General features: G+C 43.9%; 24 protein-coding genes, 1 tRNA gene and 1 pseudogene. 8 read left to right on the forward strand and 18 right to left on the reverse strand.

The window, feature by feature from the left end:
- Positions 1 to 192 precede the first annotated feature (192 nt).
- Positions 193 to 822, reverse strand: coding sequence for a YceI family protein (locus LEP1GSC194_RS13760; RefSeq protein WP_020774122.1), 630 nt, complete (start codon positions 820 to 822; stop codon positions 193 to 195).
- 41 nt (positions 823 to 863) lie between these two features.
- Between LEP1GSC194_RS13760 and thiL the strand changes: the two genes are divergently transcribed.
- Positions 864 to 1787, forward strand: coding sequence for a thiamine-phosphate kinase (thiL, locus tag LEP1GSC194_RS13765; RefSeq protein WP_036042907.1), 924 nt, complete (start codon positions 864 to 866; stop codon positions 1785 to 1787).
- A 176-nt stretch (positions 1788 to 1963) separates the two neighbouring features.
- Here the strand turns inward: thiL and LEP1GSC194_RS13770 are convergent, their stop codons facing one another.
- The 3 genes from LEP1GSC194_RS13770 to lp30 all read right to left on the reverse strand — a co-directional run bounded on the left by LEP1GSC194_RS13770 (position 1964) and on the right by lp30 (position 5057).
- Complete coding sequence (locus tag LEP1GSC194_RS13770; protein ID WP_020774158.1) at positions 1964 to 3205, reverse strand: hypothetical protein; 1242 nt, start codon at positions 3203 to 3205, stop codon at positions 1964 to 1966.
- Positions 3206 to 3209: 4 nt separating this feature from the next.
- Complete coding sequence (locus tag LEP1GSC194_RS13775; protein ID WP_017810269.1) at positions 3210 to 3761, reverse strand: thioredoxin family protein; 552 nt, start codon at positions 3759 to 3761, stop codon at positions 3210 to 3212.
- Positions 3762 to 4214: 453 nt separating this feature from the next.
- Positions 4215 to 5057: a plasminogen-binding receptor Lp30 gene (gene lp30, locus LEP1GSC194_RS13780; protein ID WP_020774156.1), complete on the reverse strand. Its 843-nt coding sequence runs from the start codon at positions 5055 to 5057 to the stop codon at positions 4215 to 4217.
- Positions 5058 to 5111: 54 nt separating this feature from the next.
- Between lp30 and LEP1GSC194_RS13785 the strand changes: the two genes are divergently transcribed.
- Complete coding sequence (locus LEP1GSC194_RS13785; RefSeq protein WP_020774123.1) at positions 5112 to 5786, forward strand: hypothetical protein; 675 nt, start codon at positions 5112 to 5114, stop codon at positions 5784 to 5786.
- 92 nt (positions 5787 to 5878) lie between these two features.
- On the opposite strand, the gene LEP1GSC194_RS13790 is transcribed toward LEP1GSC194_RS13785, so the two are convergent.
- The 7 genes and pseudogenes from LEP1GSC194_RS13790 to LEP1GSC194_RS13815 all read right to left on the reverse strand — a co-directional run bounded on the left by LEP1GSC194_RS13790 (position 5879) and on the right by LEP1GSC194_RS13815 (position 13714).
- Positions 5879 to 6415, reverse strand: coding sequence for a DUF1564 domain-containing protein (locus LEP1GSC194_RS13790; protein WP_051185249.1), 537 nt, complete (start codon positions 6413 to 6415; stop codon positions 5879 to 5881).
- A gap of 86 nt (positions 6416 to 6501) precedes the next feature.
- Positions 6502 to 9822: a carbamoyl-phosphate synthase large subunit gene (gene carB / locus LEP1GSC194_RS13795; RefSeq protein WP_020774145.1), complete on the reverse strand. Its 3321-nt coding sequence runs from the start codon at positions 9820 to 9822 to the stop codon at positions 6502 to 6504.
- 41 nt (positions 9823 to 9863) lie between these two features.
- Positions 9864 to 11462, reverse strand: coding sequence for a sulfatase-like hydrolase/transferase (locus tag LEP1GSC194_RS13800; RefSeq protein WP_408605337.1), 1599 nt, complete (start codon positions 11460 to 11462; stop codon positions 9864 to 9866).
- Positions 11463 to 11504: 42 nt separating this feature from the next.
- A pseudogene (locus LEP1GSC194_RS23640) lies at positions 11505 to 12152 on the reverse strand (hypothetical protein); the annotation flags it as partial.
- A 136-nt stretch (positions 12153 to 12288) separates the two neighbouring features.
- Positions 12289 to 12933 (reverse strand): RsmD family RNA methyltransferase, encoded by a 645-nt coding sequence (locus LEP1GSC194_RS13805; protein ID WP_017808088.1) that lies wholly within the window; start codon positions 12931 to 12933, stop codon positions 12289 to 12291.
- Positions 12930 to 13517, reverse strand: coding sequence for a hypothetical protein (locus tag LEP1GSC194_RS13810; RefSeq protein WP_020774151.1), 588 nt, complete (start codon positions 13515 to 13517; stop codon positions 12930 to 12932). The genes LEP1GSC194_RS13805 and LEP1GSC194_RS13810 overlap by 4 nt, the downstream gene beginning before the upstream one ends.
- On the reverse strand, positions 13514 to 13714 hold the full coding sequence (locus LEP1GSC194_RS13815; RefSeq protein ID WP_020774121.1) for a hypothetical protein: 201 nt from the start codon (positions 13712 to 13714) through the stop codon (positions 13514 to 13516). Before LEP1GSC194_RS13815 ends, LEP1GSC194_RS13810 begins: the two co-directional genes overlap by 4 nt.
- A gap of 105 nt (positions 13715 to 13819) precedes the next feature.
- On the opposite strand from LEP1GSC194_RS13815, the gene LEP1GSC194_RS13820 reads away from it, so the two are divergent.
- The 4 genes from LEP1GSC194_RS13820 (at position 13820) to LEP1GSC194_RS13835 (ending at position 17897) form a co-directional block, all read left to right on the forward strand.
- Complete coding sequence (locus tag LEP1GSC194_RS13820; RefSeq protein WP_021064416.1) at positions 13820 to 14818, forward strand: hypothetical protein; 999 nt, start codon at positions 13820 to 13822, stop codon at positions 14816 to 14818.
- A 24-nt stretch (positions 14819 to 14842) separates the two neighbouring features.
- On the forward strand, positions 14843 to 15274 hold the full coding sequence (locus tag LEP1GSC194_RS13825) for an LIC12806 family lipoprotein (protein WP_017809502.1): 432 nt from the start codon (positions 14843 to 14845) through the stop codon (positions 15272 to 15274).
- A 76-nt stretch (positions 15275 to 15350) separates the two neighbouring features.
- Positions 15351 to 16058 (forward strand): response regulator, encoded by a 708-nt coding sequence (locus LEP1GSC194_RS13830; RefSeq protein ID WP_020774129.1) that lies wholly within the window; start codon positions 15351 to 15353, stop codon positions 16056 to 16058.
- Complete coding sequence (locus LEP1GSC194_RS13835) at positions 16059 to 17897, forward strand: sensor histidine kinase (protein ID WP_020774167.1); 1839 nt, start codon at positions 16059 to 16061, stop codon at positions 17895 to 17897.
- 13 nt (positions 17898 to 17910) lie between these two features.
- Here the strand turns inward: LEP1GSC194_RS13835 and LEP1GSC194_RS13840 are convergent, their stop codons facing one another.
- The 6 genes from LEP1GSC194_RS13840 to LEP1GSC194_RS13865 form a co-directional block, all read right to left on the reverse strand.
- Entirely contained in the window at positions 17911 to 18348 is a 438-nt protein-coding gene (locus tag LEP1GSC194_RS13840) for a PIN domain-containing protein (protein WP_020774144.1), read from the reverse strand.
- A gap of 11 nt (positions 18349 to 18359) precedes the next feature.
- Entirely contained in the window at positions 18360 to 18656 is a 297-nt protein-coding gene (locus tag LEP1GSC194_RS13845; protein WP_020774150.1) for a type II toxin-antitoxin system Phd/YefM family antitoxin, read from the reverse strand.
- Between the two features lie 54 nt (positions 18657 to 18710).
- Positions 18711 to 19625: an energy transducer TonB gene (locus LEP1GSC194_RS13850; RefSeq protein ID WP_017807997.1), complete on the reverse strand. Its 915-nt coding sequence runs from the start codon at positions 19623 to 19625 to the stop codon at positions 18711 to 18713.
- Positions 19600 to 20625 (reverse strand): Holliday junction branch migration DNA helicase RuvB, encoded by a 1026-nt coding sequence (gene ruvB / locus LEP1GSC194_RS13855; protein ID WP_017808559.1) that lies wholly within the window; start codon positions 20623 to 20625, stop codon positions 19600 to 19602. The genes LEP1GSC194_RS13850 and ruvB overlap by 26 nt, the downstream gene beginning before the upstream one ends.
- Entirely contained in the window at positions 20626 to 21792 is a 1167-nt protein-coding gene (locus LEP1GSC194_RS13860; protein ID WP_020774147.1) for a S1C family serine protease, read from the reverse strand.
- A gap of 218 nt (positions 21793 to 22010) precedes the next feature.
- Complete coding sequence (locus tag LEP1GSC194_RS13865) at positions 22011 to 22652, reverse strand: trypsin-like peptidase domain-containing protein (protein WP_051185248.1); 642 nt, start codon at positions 22650 to 22652, stop codon at positions 22011 to 22013.
- Between the two features lie 106 nt (positions 22653 to 22758).
- Here LEP1GSC194_RS13865 and tmk point away from each other — a divergent pair, with 106 nt between their 5' ends.
- Entirely contained in the window at positions 22759 to 23370 is a 612-nt protein-coding gene (tmk, locus tag LEP1GSC194_RS13870; RefSeq protein ID WP_020774139.1) for a dTMP kinase, read from the forward strand.
- Positions 23371 to 23372: 2 nt separating this feature from the next.
- On the opposite strand, the gene LEP1GSC194_RS13875 is transcribed toward tmk, so the two are convergent.
- Positions 23373 to 23753: an LIC10421/LIC12816 family protein gene (locus LEP1GSC194_RS13875; RefSeq protein ID WP_017809435.1), complete on the reverse strand. Its 381-nt coding sequence runs from the start codon at positions 23751 to 23753 to the stop codon at positions 23373 to 23375.
- Between the two features lie 122 nt (positions 23754 to 23875).
- On the opposite strand from LEP1GSC194_RS13875, the gene LEP1GSC194_RS13880 reads away from it, so the two are divergent.
- A tRNA-Arg gene (locus LEP1GSC194_RS13880) sits at positions 23876 to 23947 on the forward strand.
- Positions 23948 to 24248 lie beyond the last annotated feature (301 nt).

Raw genomic sequence — 24248 nt, forward strand, 5'->3', positions numbered from 1 at the left:
GATCCCAGGTCAAGATGTAAGATCCTGACCCGATCGATCGCTAAAACGCGGGAATTCGTTTTAGGAATTAGTGCATAGGTTTTAGGTGTTAGGACTTTACACATTTCAAGTGACTAGGGTCAGGTGTTGGAGTTCCCACTTTTTAGAAGGATACTCCTTGTCATTTGCGAGGTTGGTCAGACCCATCGATAATCATTTGCAGTCGGTTTTGAGTTGTGTGGTTATCGTAAGTTCGATTTCCGGCCAAAGTTTGGAGACACCGTCTTTTCCTTTATGCAATTCCTTGCATACTTGATTGAGCGCATCCACCGCCGTCAGGGCTTTAAAATCTCCGAGCTCCAACTTTGAATTCGCGCTGAGCCGGTTTCCTTCCTGAAGGGTAAAAATTACGTCCAAATTTTTAACAACCCCGTTGAAAGCGAGGGAGATCACTCCTTTCCCGGTAGTTTTGTCGGAATTCAATTCCGCTGAAACGACCTTTCCCTCGATCTTTCCGTTCTTCTTCAACGGATAGAAAAACGCGGACTTGATCTTTGCGTCCCGATCGTTGTTCCCCGAGTTGACCGTGTTCGGATCGATCGTAAACTTCAGTCCTTTGAGGGCTTTTTCGGGAGAATTTCCGGCAGTAGTTCCGACCACTTCGATCTTATCGAAGGAACCTCCGACCCCGGTTTTCTCAGTAAACTTAAACGCCTTCCAACCGAACTTCGTACTCGCGTGATCGTACGAGTATGTGCAGGTTTGGTTTTTATCGGGCTCTTTTGAAAATCCGGCGACAAAAGGAAGTAGGATCAAACAATAGAATAGAATGTTTCGTTTCATAGTTTTTCAGACTGGCTTGAAATCGAAGAAAGTCAAGATTTTTGAAGGAAAATTTACATTTGAAAGAATCGGATATCATCCGCATCCTCTATCCGCCCGGAATCGTTCAGACTGACGACTGTTATCTGGACGAAGAAGGTCGGATCTTTACCACCGATACGATTTGCGAAGGAACTCATTTTAGAACCGAGTGGAGCGGCCCGAAAGAAATCGCAAAAAAACTCGTGGAAGTGAACGTCTCCGATATCGCTGCGGGTGGAGGAGTTCCGACTAAGGCGTTTTTAAATCTCGGTCTCAGTCCGCAATGTTCCCGGGCAGAATGGATTCTACCTTTCTCTTCCGCTTTGCAGAAAACATTATCCTCTTACGACATCGAACTCTGCGGCGGTGATACGTATCGTTCTCCTTCTCTCAATCTGACCCTGACCTTGATCGGCGTTACGACTCGGGCCTGGAAACGTTCCGGCGGTAAGAATCGAGATTTTCTCTATCTCACGGGTTCGGTCGGCCTTTCTCTGCTCGGTTACAAACTTTTGAATGAACACCTGGAAGTTCCCGAACCTCTCCGAAGTCTGGCCTTGGAAAGACATCTCACTCCCAATGCGAGACTGAACGTTGCCAAAGAACTTTCAAAACGTTTTTCGGTTTCCTGTTGTATGGATCTTACCGACGGGCTTTTACAAGATCTTCCGAAGTTGGCTTCTTCTTCGGAACTCGGTTTAAAAATCGATCTTGAAAAAATTCCTTCCCCTTCTTCCGCCTATTTGAGTTTAGACGAGGTTTTAAGTTCCGGGGAAGAATTGGAACTTCTCTTTCTAAGCCCGGACGAATTGCCGAGCACGTTAGACGAAATTTTAGTCACAAAAATCGGATACGCGACTACGGATTGGAAAGGTGTGAAGTTCTTCCAAGGAAACTCGGAAAAGACCTTCGAACAATCAGGATTCGAACATTTTAGGGGATAGGTTTTAGATTTCAGTGGATAGGGATCAGATGTCAGGATTAAAATTTTTCCGATTTTATCCATAACGGCATGAGAGAGATCGGAGTTCTACCGGTCGCCTAAAAACGTGGGAGTTCCCACATTTTAGATTTCAGTGAATAGGGGTCAGATGTCAGGATTATTTGATTTGCGGCGACTTTACTTGCAGGTCTTTTGTTTGCGAATCATTTCGTTCAACCTACTCTCTTCTTCCCGGGTGATATTGTGTTTTTTAAGAACGGACTCGGCCAACATAACCGCGGAGGAATCCTTGTTCGCGCATTGACTGAAAAATTCTATGGCTTCGGCTCTTGTATTTTGATTTTCCTTTCCCAAACGGATTCGATGTAATTCGAGACGTTTTTCCTTTGTGGATAAATCCACGATCAAATAGTCGGAATAACATTCTTTGATCAGATGATCGGGAAGATCGGTGATCGGACATTCCTTCTTAGGGGAATTCGATTTTTGATTTTTAGGTTCGGATGTGGCGACCGGATCGCGCGGCCTTTGTACCCCGGAATTTTCCCCGGTCGGCGCGGCATCCGCCTGATTTTTAAGTTCTTCCGCTTTCGTATTTTCAAACTTTTCAAGTATAACGATCTTATCTTCCGGGATCGGTTCCTTTTTAAGAAGCCGATCCAAAAAAAAGTCTATCATAAAAATGGAATATCTTTGGATCGTATCCTCCTCGTGAAAACCGAGAATCGCCTTTTTAGCGACCTTTTTTTTGTTTAAGATTTCCGCCTTACTTGCCTTAGACGAGTCCAATCGTTTGACCGTGGAGGCGAGACTTTGATGGAATTTTTTCCGATAGGATCGGTTCCAATTCAGAGCCGAATCCTTCAACAAATCCTGAAATAGTGAAAAACTTCGATCTCTCTCTTTCAGTTTTTTCTGAATCATCTCCCGATAGAGTTTTTTAACATCCTCGTCCTTTGCGGATGAAACGCGCGGATCTATCGGGCGGGGCGGCGGCCCGGATTCCGCTTTTTTGTCCAAATCGAACCAGATATATACGGTATTCAAAACGCCGTCGACCACGGACTGAAAGATATCCCCGATCAGAGCGGTCGGTTTCATCTTACGGCTTTTATTCGCCACAAGCTTACGATAAATCAATTCGTATTCCGCATTCCGACTCTTCTGAAGTTCCGCGTATTTATCCGTAAGATTCTTTTTTAATATTCTCCAATCCTGATATAGATTCCCGCTCCTTTTCAAAAAAGTTATCAGAGCGGTGGTAGGAACGTTATTCAAAGAACTTTCGTTTTTTCTAAACTCATTTCTAAAATGATCCAACGCTTTCGTTTCGACCTCGCGATAGTGTTCGCTGATTACGTCCGCGTCCGGAAAAGATTCTGCGGCGATCGGAGTATGATCGGGTGTTATCGAGGGCAAGAGTCTATTCCTTCCATTTGATGGAACAACCTATAGAAGGCATTTGATTGATCGGTGCGGGATTTCCTTTTACGAGTTGATGGACCGCGTATTCCAATTCCTTTCTGGAAACCTGCTTCTCATTTTTCCAGTTATCATCCATTCTTCCATGATAATAAAGCCTTTGTTCGCCGTCGTAGAGATAGATATCCGGAGTACAAATCGACCCTAACTTTTTGGCGACTTCTTGAGTTTCATCCGCCAAATAAGGAAAGGAAATTCCCCATTCCTTAATTTTCGAAAGCATCATCCGAGGAGAATCGTCCGGATAATCGGGGTGTATGTTCGGATTGATTGCGACCGTTCTGACCCCAAGAGAAAGAATTTCTCCGGCAAAACGGATCAGTCTTGGCCAAATCGCTTGGGCATAAGGACAATGATTGCAGGTAACAACCAACAACAATCCCGTCGAACCCGATAACTGGTCCGACAAATACATATTTCCGTTCGGATCCGCCAACCGGAAGTCGGGAAGTAGACTTCCCAAGGGTAATTTTTCAGATTCAAGAAGAGACATCGTTTTAATCTTAGAGTGAAATCCCGCTCATTTCATGAAATTATTTTTTTATTTAAAATAATAAGTTTTTTACAAAAGACGGAGAGTCTTTCGCATATTTTCCATTTTCAGACGTCTTGTTCCGAGTTAAATCGACTCTTCTCTAAATTTTATTTTAACGTGAGTTCGGTATAACCCATGCGAAAGCGATTGAAGCGGAATCAACAAATTGGTATAACGAAAATTTTTCACTTTTAGAGCGATTTATCAATTTGTTGATTGGAGCAGAAAGCGCGGTCCGGCCGTAAGGCCGGATTCGCCCAAACTTTCAACCTTCACGTTGCGCTAACGTCCGAGTTCACTAGGAAGATTTGCGGACCTTTACCGGAAGAAGTAATTGTTTCCGTTTCGATTTTCTCGTCCCGAACGAAAGTCATGTAAATCGAAAATCGATTTGTATGACTTTGCATAAAATCAATTGCCCAAGGCGGCTCTCTTTTTTTCCGCAAGGGTTTTCCAATAACCTTCCGGATAAACTTTGATCAGATTCTCGTAGAATAATTTTTCCGCGTTCTTACTATCCACGACTCCGCGGTAAAAAAATTCCCTCAAAGAATCGGATTCCATTCCTTTGATATGTTCCTCTCCGGGTTCTATATTCACCGATACTTTATTTCCCGCGAAAAGATCGCTGAGATTCGGAGTATCGTCTCCAATACCGTAAGGATCGCTTTTAGTTGTGGGAAGCACTCTTGCCATTAAGATCCCGCCAAAAGTTATATCCCCCGCCGTCGTCTTGATGGGAAAGGCCTTAAACGATTTGGAAGGCTCCACCGGAAAGTCGCGGACAATCGTCCGTCGACATTTCTGGCCGCAACTTACCTGATAAGTATAAGTTACGCCGGTAATCGCATATTCTTTTGCAGGATCCAGGGAGAGTAATAGATAAAACGGAGAAATATATCCAGTTTTTCCTTCAAAGTATTGAGTGGAATCCGTTTTTTCCGCCATCACCGGTTCCTCGACCGGATACGGACTTATATTCTGCGGATTTTTTTTTGCGTCTTTCGTAAGGATTTCTGAAAATTTGACTCCCTGCCTTTCAAGATCGGTAAAAACCGTTCCGGAATCCTTACTGAATAGATTCAATATATCCTTATGACTTTGATTGTACGCATAAAGTCCGAATGCCATGATCCCGTAGGAGTTCTTATCTTTTTCCGTTATTGGATTATATACGCGTACGACGTCTTTCGTACAGTTGGATAACATTACAAAAAATGCAACTAACACAAATCGGTTTAAAAAACTTGACATTAACCTGTCTCCTTTTTACCTATGAAAATAATTTTGCCTCAGAAGCCAATCATTTTGAAAAATAGAATTCTTTTTATCGTTATAGGTTTTCTTTTACAAAGTTGTCTAACGATTACCGAAAAAGAACTTCCTCCCAAAATCGAACTCGGCGGTAACCTTCCTCGATTGCAGGAAACGTTGGTGATTATCGAAGAATTTCGGAGCAACGTGAGTCCGGATTTGGTAGATCAAGAAGACATCTCTCAAACGGGAGACGACAATCTTCTGAAATTCCGAAATCCCTTGGTCGGCGCGTATGAAAAAAGATTCTTTGCCACCACCTTTGCGCAATGCCGTTGTTTTCAAAATATTATAATTGCCTTTAAAGGAATCGACGACGTGGACCTTCTCCGAAAAAAATTCAAGAACGTAATTCGGGTGAAATTGGTAGACTATAACGATAGTAAGAGGCTGACCACAACGATCTTATTGACGACTTTCACCTTAGGACTCATTCCTACGTGGAATTCCTTTGCAAGGAGAGTCGAATTTACGATCGAGTCGGAATCATTAAAGGAGCCTGTGACATTCAAATACGATAGAAGGTTCACATTGTACGCTCATCTTTTTCTTGCTTTCGGCTTGTTCAAGGAAAAGAACGTGTTGAGCCGTTACCCGGGATTTTACGATTTTTTCCAACTAGTTTCTTCGGAGATCTATTCCCAAAAACTGATTCCTTTGGACAACTAACGGTTCGAGACGACGCAGGAAGGGGAACTCTCATTTTTAGGAGTTTAAGTTTAACGGAGCGATTTCGTTTGTAATTCTGTGGAATGACTTTTTTAGTGGTCCGGCTGAGGCAATGAATAAGCATGCTCGCTTCTCAACGGATTTGGTTCGAAGTATAACTCTCTGGATATTCGATTTTTCCGTAGATCCAAGGTCCAGATCATTCTGTAAATCCCATGAAACCGAGGAACTCCTCGATTCATCGTATCTTCGATAGAATCCCCAACTCCAGTTTCTTCAAGCCAGAGAAGATAGTTGAAAAGATAACACCTCGAAACACCGTGTGCGCCCGCCAAAGCACCCAAAACGGCCCAAACGCCCGAATTCACATGAATCGTCATCTTCTTCAACTCGCCGACGCCCCAATTGTACTTGATCTTACCACCTCTCCAGTGAAGTCGATTCAAGGAAGCGACGTATTTCGTATATCTCTTGAGCAAAAACGGAAGTTTCTTAGAAAGAGCTTTTCTTTGAACCATGTTCAACTGATTCCAATAACTCATAGGAATCAAAAGAGAATCGGAACCGACCAACCCCTCATTCAAAGCGGATTGAATCTTTTTATCGGAACTCAACAGAAGAATGTCCATACCCGAAGCGGTTCCGCAAATCGCTCTCAGGGGATGCGGTTTTAAGAAAAAAAGGCACAAAACTTAAAAATATTCTAAAATTCTACTTAAAGAATCTTAGGCATCGAATGGATTTCCTGAAGAGAATGGATCGTAAAACCCTTGTTTTTCATCTCCACCATTCCTTTGATGAGCGCCTTAGCGGCGTTAGACGTAGTCAAACAAGGCACCTTGAACCGAATCGCCGCCTGACGGATCGTAAAACTATCGTCTCTCGTAACTCTGGAAAGAGGCGTGTTTATAATGAGATGAATCTTATTCTCCCGAATATAATCGAGGGCGGTCGGAAACACTCCGTCGTAGACCTTATTAATCTTGGAAGAAAGAATTCCGTTGTCCGAAAGAAATTTATGAGTTCCCGAAGTAGCGATCAAATTGAAACCGAGTTCGGAAAGATTCTTGATATAAGAAAGAAGTTCCGACTTCGTCTTATCGTTGATACTTACGAACACGGTTCCCTGAGAAGGCAACTCGTCCCCGGCCATGTATTGGGATTTTAAAAACGCCTCACCCGCAGTGGAAGCGATGCCCATCACTTCTCCGGTCGAACGCATCTCCGGTCCTAGAATCGTATCCACTCCCGGAAATTTATTAAACGGAAGAACGACTTCCTTTACACAAACTTGAGAGAAGGCCATTTCTTTCGGAAGAGGAAGACTCTTCAAAGATTCTCCCATCATGATTCGAGTGGCGTATTTTACGATCGGATGTCCGAGGGCCTTGGAAACGAAAGGAACGGTCCTCGAAGCCCTCGGATTGACTTCTATGATATAAAGAACTTCTTCTTTGACGGCGTATTGAATGTTGATCAAACCCTTAACCTGAAGTTCGAGAGAAAGCGCGACCGTCGCTTTGCGGATTTCTTCCATCATCTTTTTGGAAAGTGTTTGCGGAGGAAGAACGCAGGCCGAATCCCCGCTATGAACCCCCGCCTCTTCGATGTGCTCCATGATACCCGTGACAAAAACGTCTTTTCCGTCGCAAAGAGCGTCCACGTCCACTTCCACCGCGTCTTCCAAAAAGGAATCGATCAAAAGAGGTCTGTCTTTCGAGATCTCTTCCGCTTTTTCCATGTAACGATCCAGTTCTTTCTCTTCGTTGATGATGAGCATCGCCCTTCCGCCGAGAACGTAACTAGGACGAACCAAAACGGGATACGTGATCTTTTGAGCGATCTCTCTCGCCTCTTCCATGGAAGTGGCGATCCCGCTTTCGGGGGAATTCAGTTTCAATTTTTCTAATACTTCTACGAAACGTTTTCTGTCTTCCGCGCGGTCGATGGAGTCCGGGCTAGTACCGAGAATTTTCACTCCCTTTCTTTCCAAATCCTTCGCGAGTTTCAGAGGGGTCTGACCGCCGAACTGAACGATCACACCCTCCGGTTTTTCGTTTTGATAAATGCGATACACGTCTTCCAGGGTCAGAGGTTCGAAATAAAGACGATCCGAAGTGTCGTAGTCGGTCGAAACCGTTTCCGGATTCGAGTTGACCATGATGGACTCCACTCCCAAATCCTGAAGCGCGTAAGAAGCCTGACAACAACAGTAGTCGAATTCGATCCCCTGACCGATCCGGTTCGGACCTCCTCCGAGGATCATAACCGATCTTGCGTTAGTCACATCGGATTCGTCCTCTTCGTCATAGGAAGAATAGAAATAAGGAGTATAAGCCTCGAATTCTCCGGCGCAGGTGTCGATTCTTTTGTAAACGGGAAGAATCTTTTTGGAACCGAGTTCCGATTCGATTTCTTCTTCCGAGTTCTTTAGAATATTCTGAATTTCCGTTTTTTTCAGATCGACCCTAAGTCCGCCGTCGAGCAAATCCAGAATCCGTTTTTTATTCCTTAAAAAGGAGAGTTGTCTGTTTGAAAAACCGGCTTGTTTCATTTTGGAAAGAACGGAACTTCCCTTTTCTGAAAATTCCTTTTCCAATTCGAGAAGGTCTTCCATCTGCCAGAGGAACCATCTGTCCACCTTGCAGAGATCGTGGATTTGATCCACGGTATAACCTTCGTCGAAGGCGAGTTTAATGTAAAAAATACGTTTGTCGTTCGGACGTTTCAGAAAAGAATCGATCCATTCCTTTCTTTGATCGGGATTTAGACTTCTTGCATATAATAATTCTTGAAAGTATCCGTCCGAACCGAAACCGTAACGGTCGGTTTCCAAGGAACGAAGCGCTTTCTGAAAACTTTCCTTAAAAGTTCTACCGATCGCCATCGCTTCTCCGACGGCCTTCATCTGAACTCCGAGAGTATCGTCGGTACCGGGAAATTTTTCGAACGCGAAACGAGGAACCTTTGTTACGACGTAGTCGATCGAAGGTTCGAAGGACGCCGGAGTCACTCGGGTGATATCGTTCTTAATTTCGTCTAACGTATAACCTATGGAAAGAAGAGCCGCGATCTTTGCGATCGGAAAACCGGTCGCCTTGGAAGCGAGAGCCGAAGACCGGGAAACACGCGGGTTCATCTCGATGACGATCACGTCTCCGTTTGCCGGATTGACCGCGAACTGAATGTTGGAACCGCCGGTTTCCACTCCGATTTCCCGGATGATTGCGATCGACATGTCTCTCAGATTTTGGTATTCTTTATCGGAAAGGGTTTGTTGAGGAGCCACGGTGATGGAATCTCCCGTGTGAACTCCCATAGGATCGATGTTTTCGATCGAACAGATGATGACCACGTTATCCGCCAGATCTCGCATCACTTCGAGTTCGAATTCTTTCCAACCCAGAACCGATTCCTCCAAAAGAACCTGGCTGATCGGAGAAGCCTTGAGCCCCTTGGAAACGACTTCTTCGAAAGTTTCCTCCGTAAATGCGATCCCGCCCCCGGTTCCTCCGAGAGTGAACGCGGGACGAACGATGAGCGGAAGACCGAGTCTTTTTTTGACTTCGGCGGCGTCTTTGAGATTGTTAGCGAGGCCGGATGCGGGAACTTTTATTCCGATTTTTTCCATCGCCTTTTTAAACAGTTCCCTGTCTTCCGCTTTTTTGATCGCGTCCACTTTGGCGCCGATCAATTCTACATTATATTTTTCTAAAATACCGGCGGTGTTACAGGCAAGGGCCAGATTGAGTGCGGTCTGACCTCCGACCGTGGGAAGAATTGCGTCGGGTTTTTCCTTCTCGAGAATCTTTTGAACCACATTGACCGTCATCGGTTCTATGTATGTGGCGTCCGCAAGATCCGGGTCGGTCATGATGGTCGCCGGATTTGAGTTCAGTAAAATAACACGAATCCCTTTTTCTTTCAGGGCTTTGGCGGCTTGAGTTCCGGAATAATCGAATTCACACGCCTGCCCGATTACGATCGGACCGGAACCCAGGATGAGTACAGAGCGAATATCTTCTCTTCTAGGCATACGAAAATACAGATTTTTAGTTTAGTCGCATTCTTCAAGCATCAATTTGACAAAGGGAGGAAATACTCCCCTGCTTTCTTGAACTTTCCGGAAGCGATCAAAAACGAAACGAGAGAACTCCTTAAAGAAGAACACTCGGAGGAAGGAAGCGGTTTTGTGTTCCAAGGATCCGAGATTCGATCGTAACAATGCCAGCGGACCCCGTTCTCGGAGGGCGTGTAGATCAACTTGCGGGTTCCATTCTGAAACATTCTATGTTTGGAAACGATCACACTTTCTTTCGCGTAAGGGTCTCCGATCACGATCCAAGGAATTTCTCCCGGTTCGATGGAATGCAGTTGAAGAATGTTGGGATAAAAAATTCTTTCCTTTTGGAAGAAATGATTTCCCAGGTCGCTGAACCAAACCCCCGTTTCTCCGTAGACATTCCTGGAATCCTTCCAAGTCTTTGAATTCAAAGCGAAAGAAAGATCCCTTCCGGATCGATTTGCGAGTTCGTTTAAAAGTTTTTTCCTTAGGGAAAGATCCCCTATTTTTTCAGAAATAAAAGTAAGAAGCGTCGGAAACAAATCCAAAGAACTGCTGATTCCGTCAAACTTCCGGCCCCCGCCTATATTTTGCGGAAATTTAATGAGAAGAGGAATACGAGTCACAGCCTCCCCTCTTAAGTGTTCCCCGTGTCCGTGACCATGATCGGCCTCGAACAGGGATTCTCCGTGATCGCTCGTCAAAACGATCAGGGTGGAATCGTACATCCCTTCTTTTTTAAGTCGATCCACGATCCTACCCACCGTTGCGTCGAAGGAAAAAATGGAAGCCTGAAAAAGTCCCCGGATCTGTTCCCGATCGGCTCGCGAAAGTTCGGAGGAATCGCTCGGGTCCACGAACTTAAAATACTTAAATTTTCCATAATATTCAGAATTTGTAAAATTTTTGTAGTACGGATACGGAGGGCTGAAAGGGAAATGGGTCACGGAAGAAAAGTATACGGTAAAAAAAGGAGAGGAATCCTTTTTGAGACCGGAAAAAAGATCCGGAAGAATTTTAGAATCGTCTCCCAAACTCGGAAAGCCGCGGATCACACTCCAATATTCTCCCGCGCCGGGGATCGATCCGGTCAGGATAGGAAGCAAAAAAATCTGAGATTCCAAAATCCTCTGGGCCGTAAGAGTTCCCGCGTGAAAGATCGGCGCCTGGACCGATTGAAATCCCCAATCGGCCCGAGGAAAAATATCTCCCGCAAACGAAGAAACTACGTTCGTTCGATATCCGAGTTTGGAAAGAAGAGTCGGAAGGGTTTTCTCTTTCAAACCGCCGCGATCCTTGGCGTCGGGAAACATATCCTGGATTCCGTGTACAAAACTAGGTTGTCCGGTGAGCAAATCCGCCCAAGCGGGAAAAGTTCTCGGAATCGTAGTATGATGATCTTGGAATATTACGGAATCCTTAGAGAGAGAATCGATATGAGGAGTTAAACCTCCTTTTCCTTGGGCATATCCCATCTTATCCGCGCGAAGACTGTCCGCGCTTAAGATCAAAACGTTCGGAAAATTTTCGGAAACGACGGGAATATCCGTTTTCGCCCGCGTTTTTACGTTTAAAAAAGAAACGATCGCCCATAGAACCGCAATCATTCCCATCGAAATAGAAACTTTTTTATTTTCGAATATTCGAATAAAAAGATAGGCTAAAGTAACGATGAAAATCCCAAGAACGCTTCCCAAAGAATGAAAAATAAAAAGAAAAACAGAAAAAGAAAAAAAGGTCGTGAGTTTTGACCATTCCTTACCGGCAATCAGAAAAAAAGAATACCGACCGACACAAACTCCCAAAATTCCCAAAGCGATCGTCTGCGGAATCCGGGGATGCACCCAATCCGTCAGAAAAAACAAAAAATAACGTAAGAAACCGAATCGATAAAAGAAAAATTCCCCGTAGAGCTGAGGATAAAAAATTACGGAATGACACCAAAGAAGAAAAACAAAAATTCCGAAGAGCCAAAGTTCCTTTGCAAAGGAATTTCGAATTCCGTTTTCCCGTTTTCTTTCACCTACTTCGTTTCGATTTAATTCCTTTTTGGAAATCGGATCGATCCCTATTCGGTTCGTTCCTTCAACGGATTCCGTTTGACCCTGTTCGTTTGGTCGTATCGTATCCGCATTTTGTCGTCCTTTTTCTTTTGAATTCTCTCCCCAAAACGCCGAAGAAAGAAGCAAACCGATAACGCCGAATAAAACTCCGCTCGCTAATAAAGTTTGAATATAATCTTTTAAGAATAAAGGTAGGAAGGAAAAAAATAGGGACTTAAACTCGGAAAGATCCACTCCCATGATCTGAAACGAGGAATTTAAGATCAAGGTCAAAATGGAAATTCCCGTTCCGATCCCGAAAAATCGAAGATAAAGTCGAACCGGTTTTTCGGCGAATAGAACTTTGATTTTTTTCAACAACTCTAATATTCCAAACTCATTCTTCTTCCGAGTTTCCCTCTTCCTCTTGCAAAGAATCCGCTTCCGAAGTTTCTGCAATTTCCGTTTCTAAGAACCGGCCTCCGTTCACTCGGAAAGTCAAAAAATTCTTTCCGAACTTGCGGGTTTGATAATCGGACCAACCCGGATCGATCGGAGACTGGACAAAAACGACCACGGTGGATTCGTCGCTTAACAATCCATCCAAAACCGATTTGATTTTTTCATTCTTCTTATCCCAAAAAGAATAAGGGGGATCTAAAAAATAAACTTTCGACTTTTCGGGGAGATCGAGTTTATCATAAAAACGGAATACGTCCTTACGAAATATTTCGCAGTTATCTCCGATCTTAGTGAAAAGTTTTCGGAGACTGTCCGATCTTTCCCAGGCCAATTCGTACAAAACGACCTTTGCAAATCCTCGGCTTACGGCTTCCAAACCCATCTGTCCCGAACCCGCAAAAAAATCCACAAAGGCGGATTCTTCCGGAATCAATCTTCCTTTTAAAACCAAAGAACCGATAATATCAAAAACCGATTTTTTTAAAATAGCGGGAGTAAAGTTCGTATTTCCCGCGACTGCGGGAGGCGTTTCGATCGACTTACCTTTGAGTTTTCCGGTTTGTACTTTGAGTATTTTCACGTCTGCGCCTCCATTTTTTTTTCGATGTTCAATTCTAAGATTCGAATTTTCTTCGCGAGTTTTTCGGTCGATTTCGATTCCTTGAGCTTGGAAAGAATCTGTTTCGCCTCCGGGAATTTTCCGGCTTCGTACAAAATGCAGGCGTAGGTGTAAAGGCCTTCCGCATAACGCACCGAAGACGTTCCGTTCTCGATGAAAATTTTTCCCCAATAAATCCCGGAAGGTTCGTCTCCCAATACCAGACAACGTTCCAAAAACAAAAATACCGCGTTGTAAAAAATTCCGGGATGAGATTCCTTCTTCTCGTAAATACTTCTTAATGTTTTATCGATTTCTTCCGGATCTTTTTCCGCGGCGGTATATAAAAGTAAAATTCTATAATCGACTTCCTCCTTTCGAAGCGCGGTTCGAGAAACCTTTACTAAAGTATCATAGTTTCCCTTTTTGTAAAAATCGTAAACGTCGCTGAAATCGGTGGGAACGAGCGGACTTTGAGGAAATAAAATAAACGGAACGAATACGGACCCGAAAAGCCGGAAAACAAAATCCTTTAGGAATCGCCGAACCGGCCGGGCATTTTTCAAAGTTCGATTACTACTGAGGAACCGCACATCGGACAAATCGCCCCTTCGGAACCGTAGTCTTCCGCTTCGTAAGCGTCCTCTTCCCAACGGTGATCGCAATCTTCACAAGCAAACGTTAACACGTCTTCACCGGTGACATTCTCGTCGCCACCGGTCTCAACTTCAAAATCTTCGTCAAAATCGTAATCGTAAGGCATAGAATCCAACGGAATCAGCGGAGCCCTCAGTGTCAAGTTTTAGGGGCTAAAGAGAATTCAAAAAATACGTGAACCCTGAATGGGCGGATAAAAAATCGACGAAGTATGTTGTATCAATCCGGCCTGAAAAGTTACAAAAAGAAAACCAGTTATAAACCTTATATTTTCGCCGCTCTTATACTAATATTAGGCGGGACGGGATTTTTTTTACGCCAGAGTATTAAGAATCTATTCGCAGGTGATAGAAAAATTCTTCTCGAAAAAGAAAGAAAAAACATTCAACAACAAATTTCCTCGGGGACTCTCGAAGAAGGCGCCGTGAAAAATTTTCAAAACGCCGCCAAGGATTACGTTCACGCAAATCCTTCGGACGAATTGGGATACTTTTACGTTGCATTAGGAAATTATAATTCGTTTTTACTCAACGGATTTTCCTTCGATTCGGGAACTCTGGTAAAACTCGCCTATTCGGGGTTCAACGACTTTCTCCAAGAGGACGGATCGTATCTTCCGATCCTGGAAGAAATGTATCGTAACGCACTCCGCGCAAAGGCGATCGATCCCGTTATGAGCGAAAACCCCGATAACGAAACGATGATCGCGTTCGGTGAAACGATCAAACAACATCTTTCCAGAAAGTCCCTCACGCATCTTTTGAATTCGATCCCCTACGATAAGATCGGCCCCGAATTTAAGATCGGTTATACTTGGATTGCGATTTTAGGAGCGTCCTTATCGGGAGATACGGAATTTTTAAAACGTAATCTCGCGAGCCCCGAATCCACCGGATCGATCCTTCTCACCGAAAGAGAGGCGCATTTTTTAACCGGACTTTCCGAGTTTCGCGCGGGACAGTACGTTTCTTCCCTCAACTTTATCCGTAAGGTTAGAAACGAAAACGAAGACTTTATCACGATCGGATCCTGGATTTTAGAGGCGAAAATTTTCAGACTTCAAAATCTACACGCCAAATCGATCGCAATTTTAGAGGAACTTTATCCTAAGGCGGAAGACAGACGGGAAGAGATCGTAAAACTCGCAAAAGAAATCATAGAGGAAAAACCGACACTCAAAACCAAACTCAACTTGGAATCGGATCGGTAGAACTTTCCGAAAAATTAATATTCGATGTTAAACGAAGTGAAAAATTTTTCCCTCCGAAAAGTCTTGAAAGGATTTTTTGCAATCGCACCCGCGTTCTTCCTTTGGAGCTGGATCCTTTCCTGCGGACTGAAACCCGTTCCTCCTCCGGAAGGAAGGTTCTGCGACGTCTGGCACAAACCCGTCGAATGTGTGGAATTGAATTTTAGGGACGGGATCGGCGACTTAGGTCAAGGAACGGTTCCCATGCGAATGAAAAGCGTCGTTCTCTATCAGATCGACATTGAAAGCAAGCATAACGTTCTCATTGAAGTCCTTCACGAACACAGAGTAAGGATTACGTTTCCCGAAAAAGAACCTAGACTGTATCTCAAGATCAAAGATCCAAAAGACCGAAAACGAAGATGGGAAAAAGCAAAACAAGAATGGAACGATTTGTTTCAATCGAGCGAGCCGTAGCAAGCCCCTTAAGGAAAGCGTCGAAGAACTAAAAAAATAATTTACCGACTTGGACGAATTCGTATAATCAAACCCGATGATACGACAAAAAATTCCGCAGGAGACCAAATCAACTCATCTGGTTTCCATCGTCGAAGACAACCAACACACCGCTCGCAATCTTCAGGAACTTCTTTCTAAGTCCTCCGATTTTCAATTTTTAAAACACTATCCCGACGCTCAAAAGGCGATCGAACAGATTCCGGAAAACGAACCCGACATCGTAATCTTGGATATCGGACTTCCCGGGAAAAGCGGATTGGAATGCCTCAAAGTGCTCAAGGAAAAAACACCTAACACTAAATATGTGATCTTTACCGTTTTTGAAGACGAGGAAAAAATCGTAGAGGCGATCCAAGGAGGAGCGTCCGGATATCTTTTGAAGGACACGTCTCCCGAACTGTTTCTCGCCGAACTCAAAGTGATCGTGTTGGGAGGCGCGCCGCTTACTCCCAGAATCGCCGACAAAATCATCCGCGAATTCACAAAAAAAGAAGAAACCCAAAACCCGCCGATCGAAAACCAAAACACACTGGGACTTACGAAAAGAAAACTGCAGATTCTCAACTTTATCGCGCTTGGGATGACGGTTCCGGACATAGCGGACGAACTCGATATCTCCAGTCATACGGTCAGCCGACATATCGAAAAGATCTATAAAAAGATGGAAGTACATTCCAAATCAGAAGCCATTATCCGAGGGAGAAGAATGGGAATCATTCGCGACATTCCCGGATATCCTTAAATGTACACGGCAAGAATATTCGTACTTTCTGTTTTTCTCATATTTATTGGAATCTTGACGGGATGTTCGCTTTTCCAAACCTCAAAGGAAGCGCCGATCGCCGAAAAAGGAGTCGTTGATCTTCGAAACTTCGATCTCGATCATAACATTACCACACTGGACGGAAACTGGGAATTCCATTGGAAGGAACCGGCTTACGGAAATCGTCCGACCGCTAAAGCCCCGTCTTACTTTCCGGTTCCCGGAATTTGGAGGGATTACGATCCGAACTTTACTCCGGAAGGTTATGCGACCTATCGCCTGCGCGTGTTATGCGAGCATAAACGATCCGATTTAAAGATCAGAATTCCCAGACTTCCCGGAGTTTACGAAGTCTACTTAGACGAACAAAAGGTCTATTCCAACGGTTCTCCGGGAACGGGTCCTTCAGACACGACGTTTTTAGCCCATCCCTTGATTACGAACGTGGCGGTTCCTTCCGGAGATTTTTATATCACGGTAACCGTTTCCACCTTCAAAGGAAATTATCTCAAAGGTGGAATTCGAAAACCGTTCCGGATCGGAACCGGAAATGCGATCGATTTGGAGGAAAAAAAAGAAGAATGGAGAGAGATCGTCTTGATCGTCGTTATCTTTTCTTTCGGAATCTATCATATCGTATTCTTTTTTTCTTATAGAAAAGATCTGATCCCCCTATATTTCGCGGCGTTTTGTTTTTTAGTTTCCGGATATTCGTTTATAACCTCGGAACTTCAATTTACGGCTCTCCCGAATCTTTCTTTGGATCTGAGAATACGAATTAAATTTTTTTGCGAGGTCGCGTTCTTTCCCACCTCTTTTCTGATGCTTAAAAAAATGTTCCCGGCTCAGTTCAATCGGAAATGGATTCAAATCGCGATCGGAACGAGTACGATTTTTTTATTCGGAATTTTCTCATTAAACGAACGCGATATAGTCGCGTCTTATTCTTGGTTTATGTATTTTCCGCCGCTTTACGCGTTGGTTTTGATTATAGGCACTGCGACCGCTTTCAAAGCCAAGGAACTTCTTACAGGTTTCGTTTTCGCGTTCACGATGATGAACGACGGAATTTACGGTTTATACGAAATTTACGCCTTATATCCGTACAGTTTTCCTTTGGGACTTATAGCCTTTGTCGCATTAAATTCTTATATTATTTCTTCGAGATTTGCGGAAGATTTGGAAAAAGCAAAAGAATTGGCGCAACTCCAAATCAAATACAACGAACAGCTCAAACTACAGGCGCAGGAAAGAACGAGGATCGCTTCGGATATTCACGATTCGATAGGCTCCGAACTCACCGCCATTCTTTTTGAGTTGGAATCCAAGGACAAAAACGATTCCACATTAAAAAAGCTTAAATCGGAAGTGAATCAACTCATTGCAAACGTGAGAGACATCGTATTCCTAATGCATCATCAGGGAAACAACAAAGAACTCGTGGAAGACGTAATCAAAAGATACGGAGATAGGATCCAACGCACCGGAAGTATGGAAGTTAAAATGGAAATCGAGGAAGTTTCGGATTTCATCCATTTGGACCAATGTCTGCACGTTCAAAAAATCTTTTTAGAAGTCGCATCCAATATTCTCAGACATTCCGAGGCGAAGAAGATTCAAATTTCCTGGAAAAAAGAAGAAAAAAATCTGATCTTAAAAGTGACGGACGACGGAAAAAAATTCGAGATCGACTCGGAAGAGGTTGCGGGAATCGGAATGAGCAGCATCCGAATGCGATCCGAAAAACTGGGGGCTGTTTACGACTTCCGATCCAAAGGCTCGGAAAATTTATTTGAATTGAATATTCCAATTTACTAATAAGCATTTTCCTTCACGAAAAATCACAAAGTTTAAAATTCATATCAAATGCAATTTTTCTAATGTTTTTATCGTAAGTACAAATCGTAATACGGTCCTTCAAAACGTCCGCGATCAACGAGGCGGTACTCAAATGAATCGAATCCAAGGATTTCAAAAAGGTCAGTTTTTCATTTTTCCGAATTCTTTCATAAATTTCGGAACCGATTCGTTTTAAATGAATCTCCGATAAAAGGTCTTTTTGCCTGGTCAATTTTTCCGTTAGCCAAGTTTTACTTAAAACCTTTCGATTTTCTCTGTAGATTTTATGAATATTGACGAATGATTCGATTTCGAGCAGACTGGAAGAAAATCTGTAATCGTCTTGTATCCAACTTTCATACGATAGCTCGTAATTGGTATCTTCAAAAATGATGGAAAGAAAAAAACTAGTATCGATATAGACAGGCATGAAAAGGGAAATCAATCCCTATCTTCATAGTATGTTTTCATCCAATCCAACTGGAATTTTTCTTTTACTTTGGAAGGCGGCTTTAAAACGGTAGATTTTCTTTTTGCTTTGAGAAGAAGACCGCTTTTTTGTTCTTTCTCGATATAACTTTCGACGGTTAAATCCGAATTTAGAGTATCGGAAGCGGGTTTTTTGATTTCGGCGATGATTCGACTGTGATCGGTCACAAGAATCGTTTCACCTTCTTTCACAAGGCGTAAAAACGTATTCAGGTTTTCTTTAAGATTTTTAACCCCGACAGCTTTCATATCTCAATAACGTAAGAATAATTATAACAAAGTCAACCGGTTTTACCAAAAAAATCAGCGGCGCATCATCGGAAAGATAAAGTTGATTCCGAAGATCATTCCCTGCGCTTTCACTTCCTCGGGAACCTTTCCGAAATTTTGTCCTCGGATTGAATCGACACAAGCCTGACTGACCACGTCTTGACCCTGACTCGAAACGAGTTTCGTATCCAAAACCTGGCCGCCTTCGCTTAACATAAAAAGAACTTTGACCTGCCCCGGAAGAATTCCTTCTCGAACTACGGTTCCCGCCATATCCTGGTACGCATAGTTACCTCCGCCGGGAGGAGCAAAACTGCCTTCGATTTGTTTCAACATCCGTTTGAAGTATTCGTAACCCGCGAGTTTTTTTCTCGGAATCGAAAGGGCCTGATTTCCGTCCCAACGAAAAAGAAAGTCCTGTTCGAATCGATAGTTAAACGGAATCTTCGTCATTCTTCCGTAGGTTTGAGTGCTTTGTTTCGTATTATCCGTGTTAGACGTCTGAACCGGATCGATCTTATAAATCCCGACTTCAAAAACCTTTTCATCGTTCTTTTCTTGAGATTGTTGCTTTTGAGTTTCGGAAGTTCTCCTCGCCACGCTTCCCATGATAAATTCGCGAAAGGGACTCGCGGAATGAAATCCTTCCTTCTTCGTAATTCCACCGGCTCCGGCGGCGTCCACGTTGGAAAGAGCCTTATATTCGTCCTTTACGTTTTTATCCACGAAATCCTGTTCGAGAAGAACCTCGTAAATCTTTTCTTTTTCCTCGTTGCTTTCCATTTTGACCATGGGTTCGCTGCCGAGAATTTTCCAGAGCATGTTGCGTGTGAGTAAATGCGCCGTAAAAAAAGACGCGAGTGCAAGAACGAGAAAGGAAGCGTAAATCAGTCTCCGATCGTCTTCGGGAATTCCGGAATATTCAGAATAAAGTCGGGTCTTGTCCATGATGTACGGAAAAATCTTCCATTCGCCTCAATTGCCGATAGGCTTTTTCGGTGGCCACCCGACCTGCGGGAGTCCGATTGATCAGTCCGATCCGAACCATAAACGATTCGTAAGTATCCTCGATGGTTTTTTCTTCCTCACCGACTACGACTGCGATCGCCTTGAGCCCGACCGGACCGCCTTTATAACGATCAATCATACAACCGAGTATCTGCCTATCCATAACATCCAGTCCCAGGTCGTCAATCCCCATCTTTTCGAATGCCTTGAGACAAAGATCCTTTTTCACGGAAAGATTCCCCTCAACTTCGCTGAAGTCCCGAATTCTTTTCAAAAGATGATTCGCGATCCGAGGAGTTTTGCGGGAACGTTTTCCGATTTCCAGCGCGGCGTCGTCTTCGATCTTGACGTTCAAAATTCGAGAGGAGCGCAAAACGATTTCCTTCATCTCTTCGTCGTTGTAATAATCCAGTCTGAGTTGAATTCCAAAACGACTTTTGAGAGGTTCGCTGATCAGCCCGCTTCTTGTCGTTGCTCCGACCAAGGTAAAAGGTTTCAGAGGAATTTGAACCATCTGAGCGGTGACCCCTTCTCCGATCACGAGATCGATCATGTAATTCTCCATCGCAGGATAAAGAATCTCTTCCAGTTTTTTATGAAGAGTGTGGATCTCGTCTATGAAAAGGATTTCATTCTCACCCATACCCGTAAGAAGGCGGGCAAGATCCGCGCCTTTGGTAATCACGGGAGCCGAGGTGATGGTAAGCCTGGTTCCGAGTTCGTTGGAGACGATTCCCGCGAGAGTCGTCTTTCCAAGTCCGGGAGGACCGGAGATCAAAACGTGATCGAGTGCGCGTTTTCGATTTTTAGCGGCTTGAACGTAAACCGTAAGATTATTGAGGACTTCTTTCTGGCCGATAAATTCGGAAAGAAGAGAAGGACGAAGGCCCGACTCTTCTTCAAATTCTTCTTCAGGATTGAGCGTATGGGATTTTGCCAATCAGTTCGGTCTTTCCTTGAGTTGGATCGAGATTCTGGAAACGTTTCCCTGACGCACAACCGTAACGGTGATACGATCTCCCACCTTACTCTTTTTCACGGTGCTGACCACTTCTTCGGGAGAATTGGTCTTAGCTCCCGAAATTTCAGTGATCACGTCCATCAATTGAATCCCCGCGCGATCCGCGGGAGAATCATTCATGATCTGAACGACGACCGCACCTCCGGGAATATTCAACTTCTTAGCGTCGTCTTCATGAAGATAATCCACTCCAACTCCGAGCCAAGCTTGCGCGGGACGTTTGACCTTTCCGGTGGTTTTTAATTCTTCCATGATCGCCTTCGCTTCGTTAATCGGAATTGCGAAACCGATTCCCACCGAACCTCCGCTCTGGGAAGCGATCATACGATTGATTCCGATCACACGACCGTTGATGTCGAGAAGCGGACCTCCGGAATTTCCCTGATTGATGGCGGCGTCCGTTTGAAGATAATGAACTCCGCTGTTATCGATTCCGGTTCTACCGACGGCGCTTACGATCCCCGCGGTGAGAGATTGTTCGTATCCGAGAGGAGCGCCGATCGCGATCGCCCAGTCCCCTACTTTTACCGCGGAAGAATCTCCGAGTTCGATCGGAACGATCTCTCCTTCCGATTTGATTTTCAAAAGAGCCAAGTCGATCACAGGATCGGAACCGACAAGTTCCGCGTTAAACGTCTTACCCGTTTTCAAACGAACGGTGAGTTTGTCCATGGAGCGCACAACGTGTTCGTTGGTTAAAATAAATCCTTGAGTATTGAGGATGATACCCGAACCGAGTCCGGTTTGTTTTTGTTTCATCACTCTACCGCCGCCGCTTTGACCTTTGCCGAAAAATTGGTCGAAGAACGGATCTCCGAAAGGTCCGGGATGAGCGGGAACGTTTTGAATTCTTTCCGTAGCGATCGAAACTACGCTCGGAGATGCGGTTTGATAAACTTCCTCAAAGGCTTGTTGAATCGTAATCGCCTGACGAGTCGCAGGACTCGGCTCCTTATCGCCCTTCGCGTTTAGAAAGAGCGGACTGTTTCGGCCGGTTCCACAAAACATCACAGGAGATAAAAATGCCCCGAGCAGAAGTGAAATGCTTACGACCGCAACATATTTGAGTTTTTCCATGTTTTTCATTGAATTCTATCCCTCTGAAAATGAATCTCCGCTTGGTACCTGAAAGGATCGGCTCGCTTCCGTGACTGTCAAGTTAGATTTGGAAGCAAGTCTTCGAGTGTACACATTCGGTTAAAAGAATTGTATTTGGACGAAAAAGAGAATCCCTTTCGTCTTCGATCCTTAGACCGGAAACTCAAGAAAAGAGTTTCCGTTTTCATCTTAGGAAACGGAAAGATTTACAAAGAAGATCCGTGGGTTTTGAGTTTGAATTTCGGGTGATTGGATTCCCGATTTTTTTTGATCTGATTTTTTGCGTTGATGTATCTCCGAATCGCCGCCTCTCCTCTTTGCAAGGTATAATAATCCAGCTTTTCCACGGGAACGATATCTTCGTCCGGAGTTACTTGCAAAATCGCTAAATCGATTTTTTTATCCTGACCTACTATGATCGCCTCGTAGGATTTACCGGATTTGGATTTTACGATAAGATGATCGTAAGTTCCGATTACGTGAGCGTTGGTGAGAATGTAACCCTGTTGATTCAAAATGATTCCGTAACCGAGGGTTACCAAAGTTTTTTCCATAAGAGGTCCGCCCTTGGAATGAACGAACCGGGATTTGACCGTTTTTTCGGTATGAATCGAAACCGAACTCGCCGAGGAACTCGGATAAACTTCTTCAAAGATATGATACACCGGAATTTTATCCTTAGGATGGTTCCGAAAAGAAGAGTGAGGATCGGCGGGAACGGATTCTTCGGAAAGAATGGTCGGAATCTCCGATTCGGTAGTCTTTGTTTGTGAAATACAAAAAAAAGAAAAGAACCCGAGATAAAAAATTAATCCGAAATGTTTCAGAAGCGAAAAATATGAGTTCATGACGGAATTTTCATTGGATTCTTGATTTCCAAAAGAATTCTTGTAGATAGAAAGAATGATTTCGTACAAATCCTCCTTTGTCAAGAATTGAATCGGAACCGTAAGAATGAAGATCGAAAAATCAATCTTTGTAGTTTTTGAAGGAATCGACGGAAGCGGTAAGTCGACTCTTTGCAAGTCATTGACCGAAAAACTCGTCGAACGTGCAATTCCTTCCGTCGTCTTTACCGAACCCACAAATTTTGAAACCGGAAAGTATCTTCGAAAATTTTTAAGAGGGGAAATCGAACTCGGAAAGGAAGAACAAATCGAAGCCTTTTTAAACGATAGGGAAGAATCCTTAAAACAAAACATCCTTCCTTCTTTAAACTCCGGAAAGAACGTTTTGCTGGATCGTTATATGTATTCCACCGCCGCCTATCAGAGCGGAGACGATTTATCTCCGGAAACGATCATCGAAAAAAATTTAAAGAGAAACTTTAAAATTCCCGATCTTCTATTTTACTTGGATCTGAGTCCCGAGATCGCGCTCGAAAGATTAAACCGAAGAAAGGTGGAAAAGGAAAGATTCGAAACGCTGGCTCAACTCGAAAAAATTCATTCCGCCTACGAGAAAATTCTTCCCGCGGAAACGATCCGGATCAACGGCGAAAAAGGACCGGATTCGATCGTTCAGGAATGTCTGGAGATTTTTTTAAAACGTATTCTTCGATTTTGAGATCAACGGCTTTCGATTTGAAATTCTTTGAGAGTCGTTTCATGACGATTCGCCTGACGCTCCAAGGAATCCGCCATTTTAAAAAGTTTTTCTTTACGAACTCTTGCCTGAAGAAATTTTTCTCCTCTGGAAAGTTTCGCCAACTCTCTGAGTTCTCCGGCTCTGGCTCTTTTGGCGAATGCGGTCGCTTTGAGATAATTCGCAATCGCTTGTTTTTGTCCCGGAGTCACCGCGCTTTCAACGAGCGCTTTTTCCAAAAGTCTTTCTTCTTCCTCTTCGCTCACCGAAAAGATCGGAGAAAAAACTCCACATACCAAAACCAATATAAAAACGAAAACGACCTTCCGAAAAAAAAGTCCGTCCCCTGAATACGAAACCTTCATCCCTACCTCTTTCTTTAGGAAGAGGATTTCATACCCGATTCCTTTTTCAAGGACTTTCCTTTCAACCGATCTAGGATTTGCATTTGACAGCCCCAGTCTCTCCAAAAGACTCATTTGTAAACGTACCTATAGCTCAATGGATAGAGTACAGGCCTCCGGAGCCTGGGGTCCGGGTTCGAGTCCCGGTAGGTACATGCTAGGGTCAGTGGATAGAAATTAGTGGATAGTTATTGTATTACATAATATTAAAGTGGGACTCGAAGCTTTCTCGCGAGAGCATTTGCAGCGATCCTTAGAGAGCGTCGCAAATGCGACATGAGCCATGGATGGCGAATGAGCGAGAAAGACGCCGTGGAGCCAAGTCGAACAGGATGTGAGACTGCGTAACGGCGAGTCCCGAAACAACTCAATGTAACGACTCCCTATGGGTCGCGTTACAGGTACATGCTAGGGGTCAGTGGATAGAAATTAGTGGATAGTTATTGTATTACATAA

Origin of the sequence: Leptospira alstonii serovar Sichuan str. 79601 (assembly GCF_000347175.1) — a bacterium.
Lineage (GTDB): Bacteria > Spirochaetota > Leptospiria > Leptospirales > Leptospiraceae > Leptospira > Leptospira alstonii.

Bases quoted from the DNA above. Each gene is read 5' to 3' on its own strand.
- LEP1GSC194_RS13760 (WP_020774122.1), bottom strand. From the start codon at position 822: ATGAAACGAAACATTCTATTCTATTGTTTGATCCTACTTCCTTTTGTC.
- LEP1GSC194_RS13775 (WP_017810269.1), bottom strand. From the start codon at position 3,761: ATGTCTCTTCTTGAATCTGAAAAATTACCCTTGGGAAGTCTACTTCCC.
- lp30 (WP_020774156.1), bottom strand. From the start codon at position 5,057: ATGTCAAGTTTTTTAAACCGATTTGTGTTAGTTGCATTTTTTGTAATG.
- LEP1GSC194_RS13790 (WP_051185249.1), bottom strand. From the start codon at position 6,415: ATGGACATTCTTCTGTTGAGTTCCGATAAAAAGATTCAATCCGCTTTG.
- carB (WP_020774145.1), bottom strand. From the start codon at position 9,822: ATGCCTAGAAGAGAAGATATTCGCTCTGTACTCATCCTGGGTTCCGGT.
- LEP1GSC194_RS13800 (WP_408605337.1), bottom strand. From the start codon at position 11,462: ATGGGAATGATTGCGGTTCTATGGGCGATCGTTTCTTTTTTAAACGTA.
- LEP1GSC194_RS13815 (WP_020774121.1), bottom strand. From the start codon at position 13,714: ATGCCTTACGATTACGATTTTGACGAAGATTTTGAAGTTGAGACCGGT.
- LEP1GSC194_RS13820 (WP_021064416.1), top strand. From the start codon at position 13,820: ATGTTGTATCAATCCGGCCTGAAAAGTTACAAAAAGAAAACCAGTTAT.
- LEP1GSC194_RS13825 (WP_017809502.1), top strand. From the start codon at position 14,843: ATGTTAAACGAAGTGAAAAATTTTTCCCTCCGAAAAGTCTTGAAAGGA.
- LEP1GSC194_RS13830 (WP_020774129.1), top strand. From the start codon at position 15,351: ATGATACGACAAAAAATTCCGCAGGAGACCAAATCAACTCATCTGGTT.
- LEP1GSC194_RS13835 (WP_020774167.1), top strand. From the start codon at position 16,059: ATGTACACGGCAAGAATATTCGTACTTTCTGTTTTTCTCATATTTATT.
- LEP1GSC194_RS13840 (WP_020774144.1), bottom strand. From the start codon at position 18,348: ATGCCTGTCTATATCGATACTAGTTTTTTTCTTTCCATCATTTTTGAA.
- LEP1GSC194_RS13845 (WP_020774150.1), bottom strand. From the start codon at position 18,656: ATGAAAGCTGTCGGGGTTAAAAATCTTAAAGAAAACCTGAATACGTTT.
- LEP1GSC194_RS13850 (WP_017807997.1), bottom strand. From the start codon at position 19,625: ATGGACAAGACCCGACTTTATTCTGAATATTCCGGAATTCCCGAAGAC.
- LEP1GSC194_RS13860 (WP_020774147.1), bottom strand. From the start codon at position 21,792: ATGAAAAACATGGAAAAACTCAAATATGTTGCGGTCGTAAGCATTTCA.
- LEP1GSC194_RS13865 (WP_051185248.1), bottom strand. From the start codon at position 22,652: ATGAACTCATATTTTTCGCTTCTGAAACATTTCGGATTAATTTTTTAT.
- tmk (WP_020774139.1), top strand. From the start codon at position 22,759: ATGAAGATCGAAAAATCAATCTTTGTAGTTTTTGAAGGAATCGACGGA.
- LEP1GSC194_RS13875 (WP_017809435.1), bottom strand. From the start codon at position 23,753: ATGAAGGTTTCGTATTCAGGGGACGGACTTTTTTTTCGGAAGGTCGTT.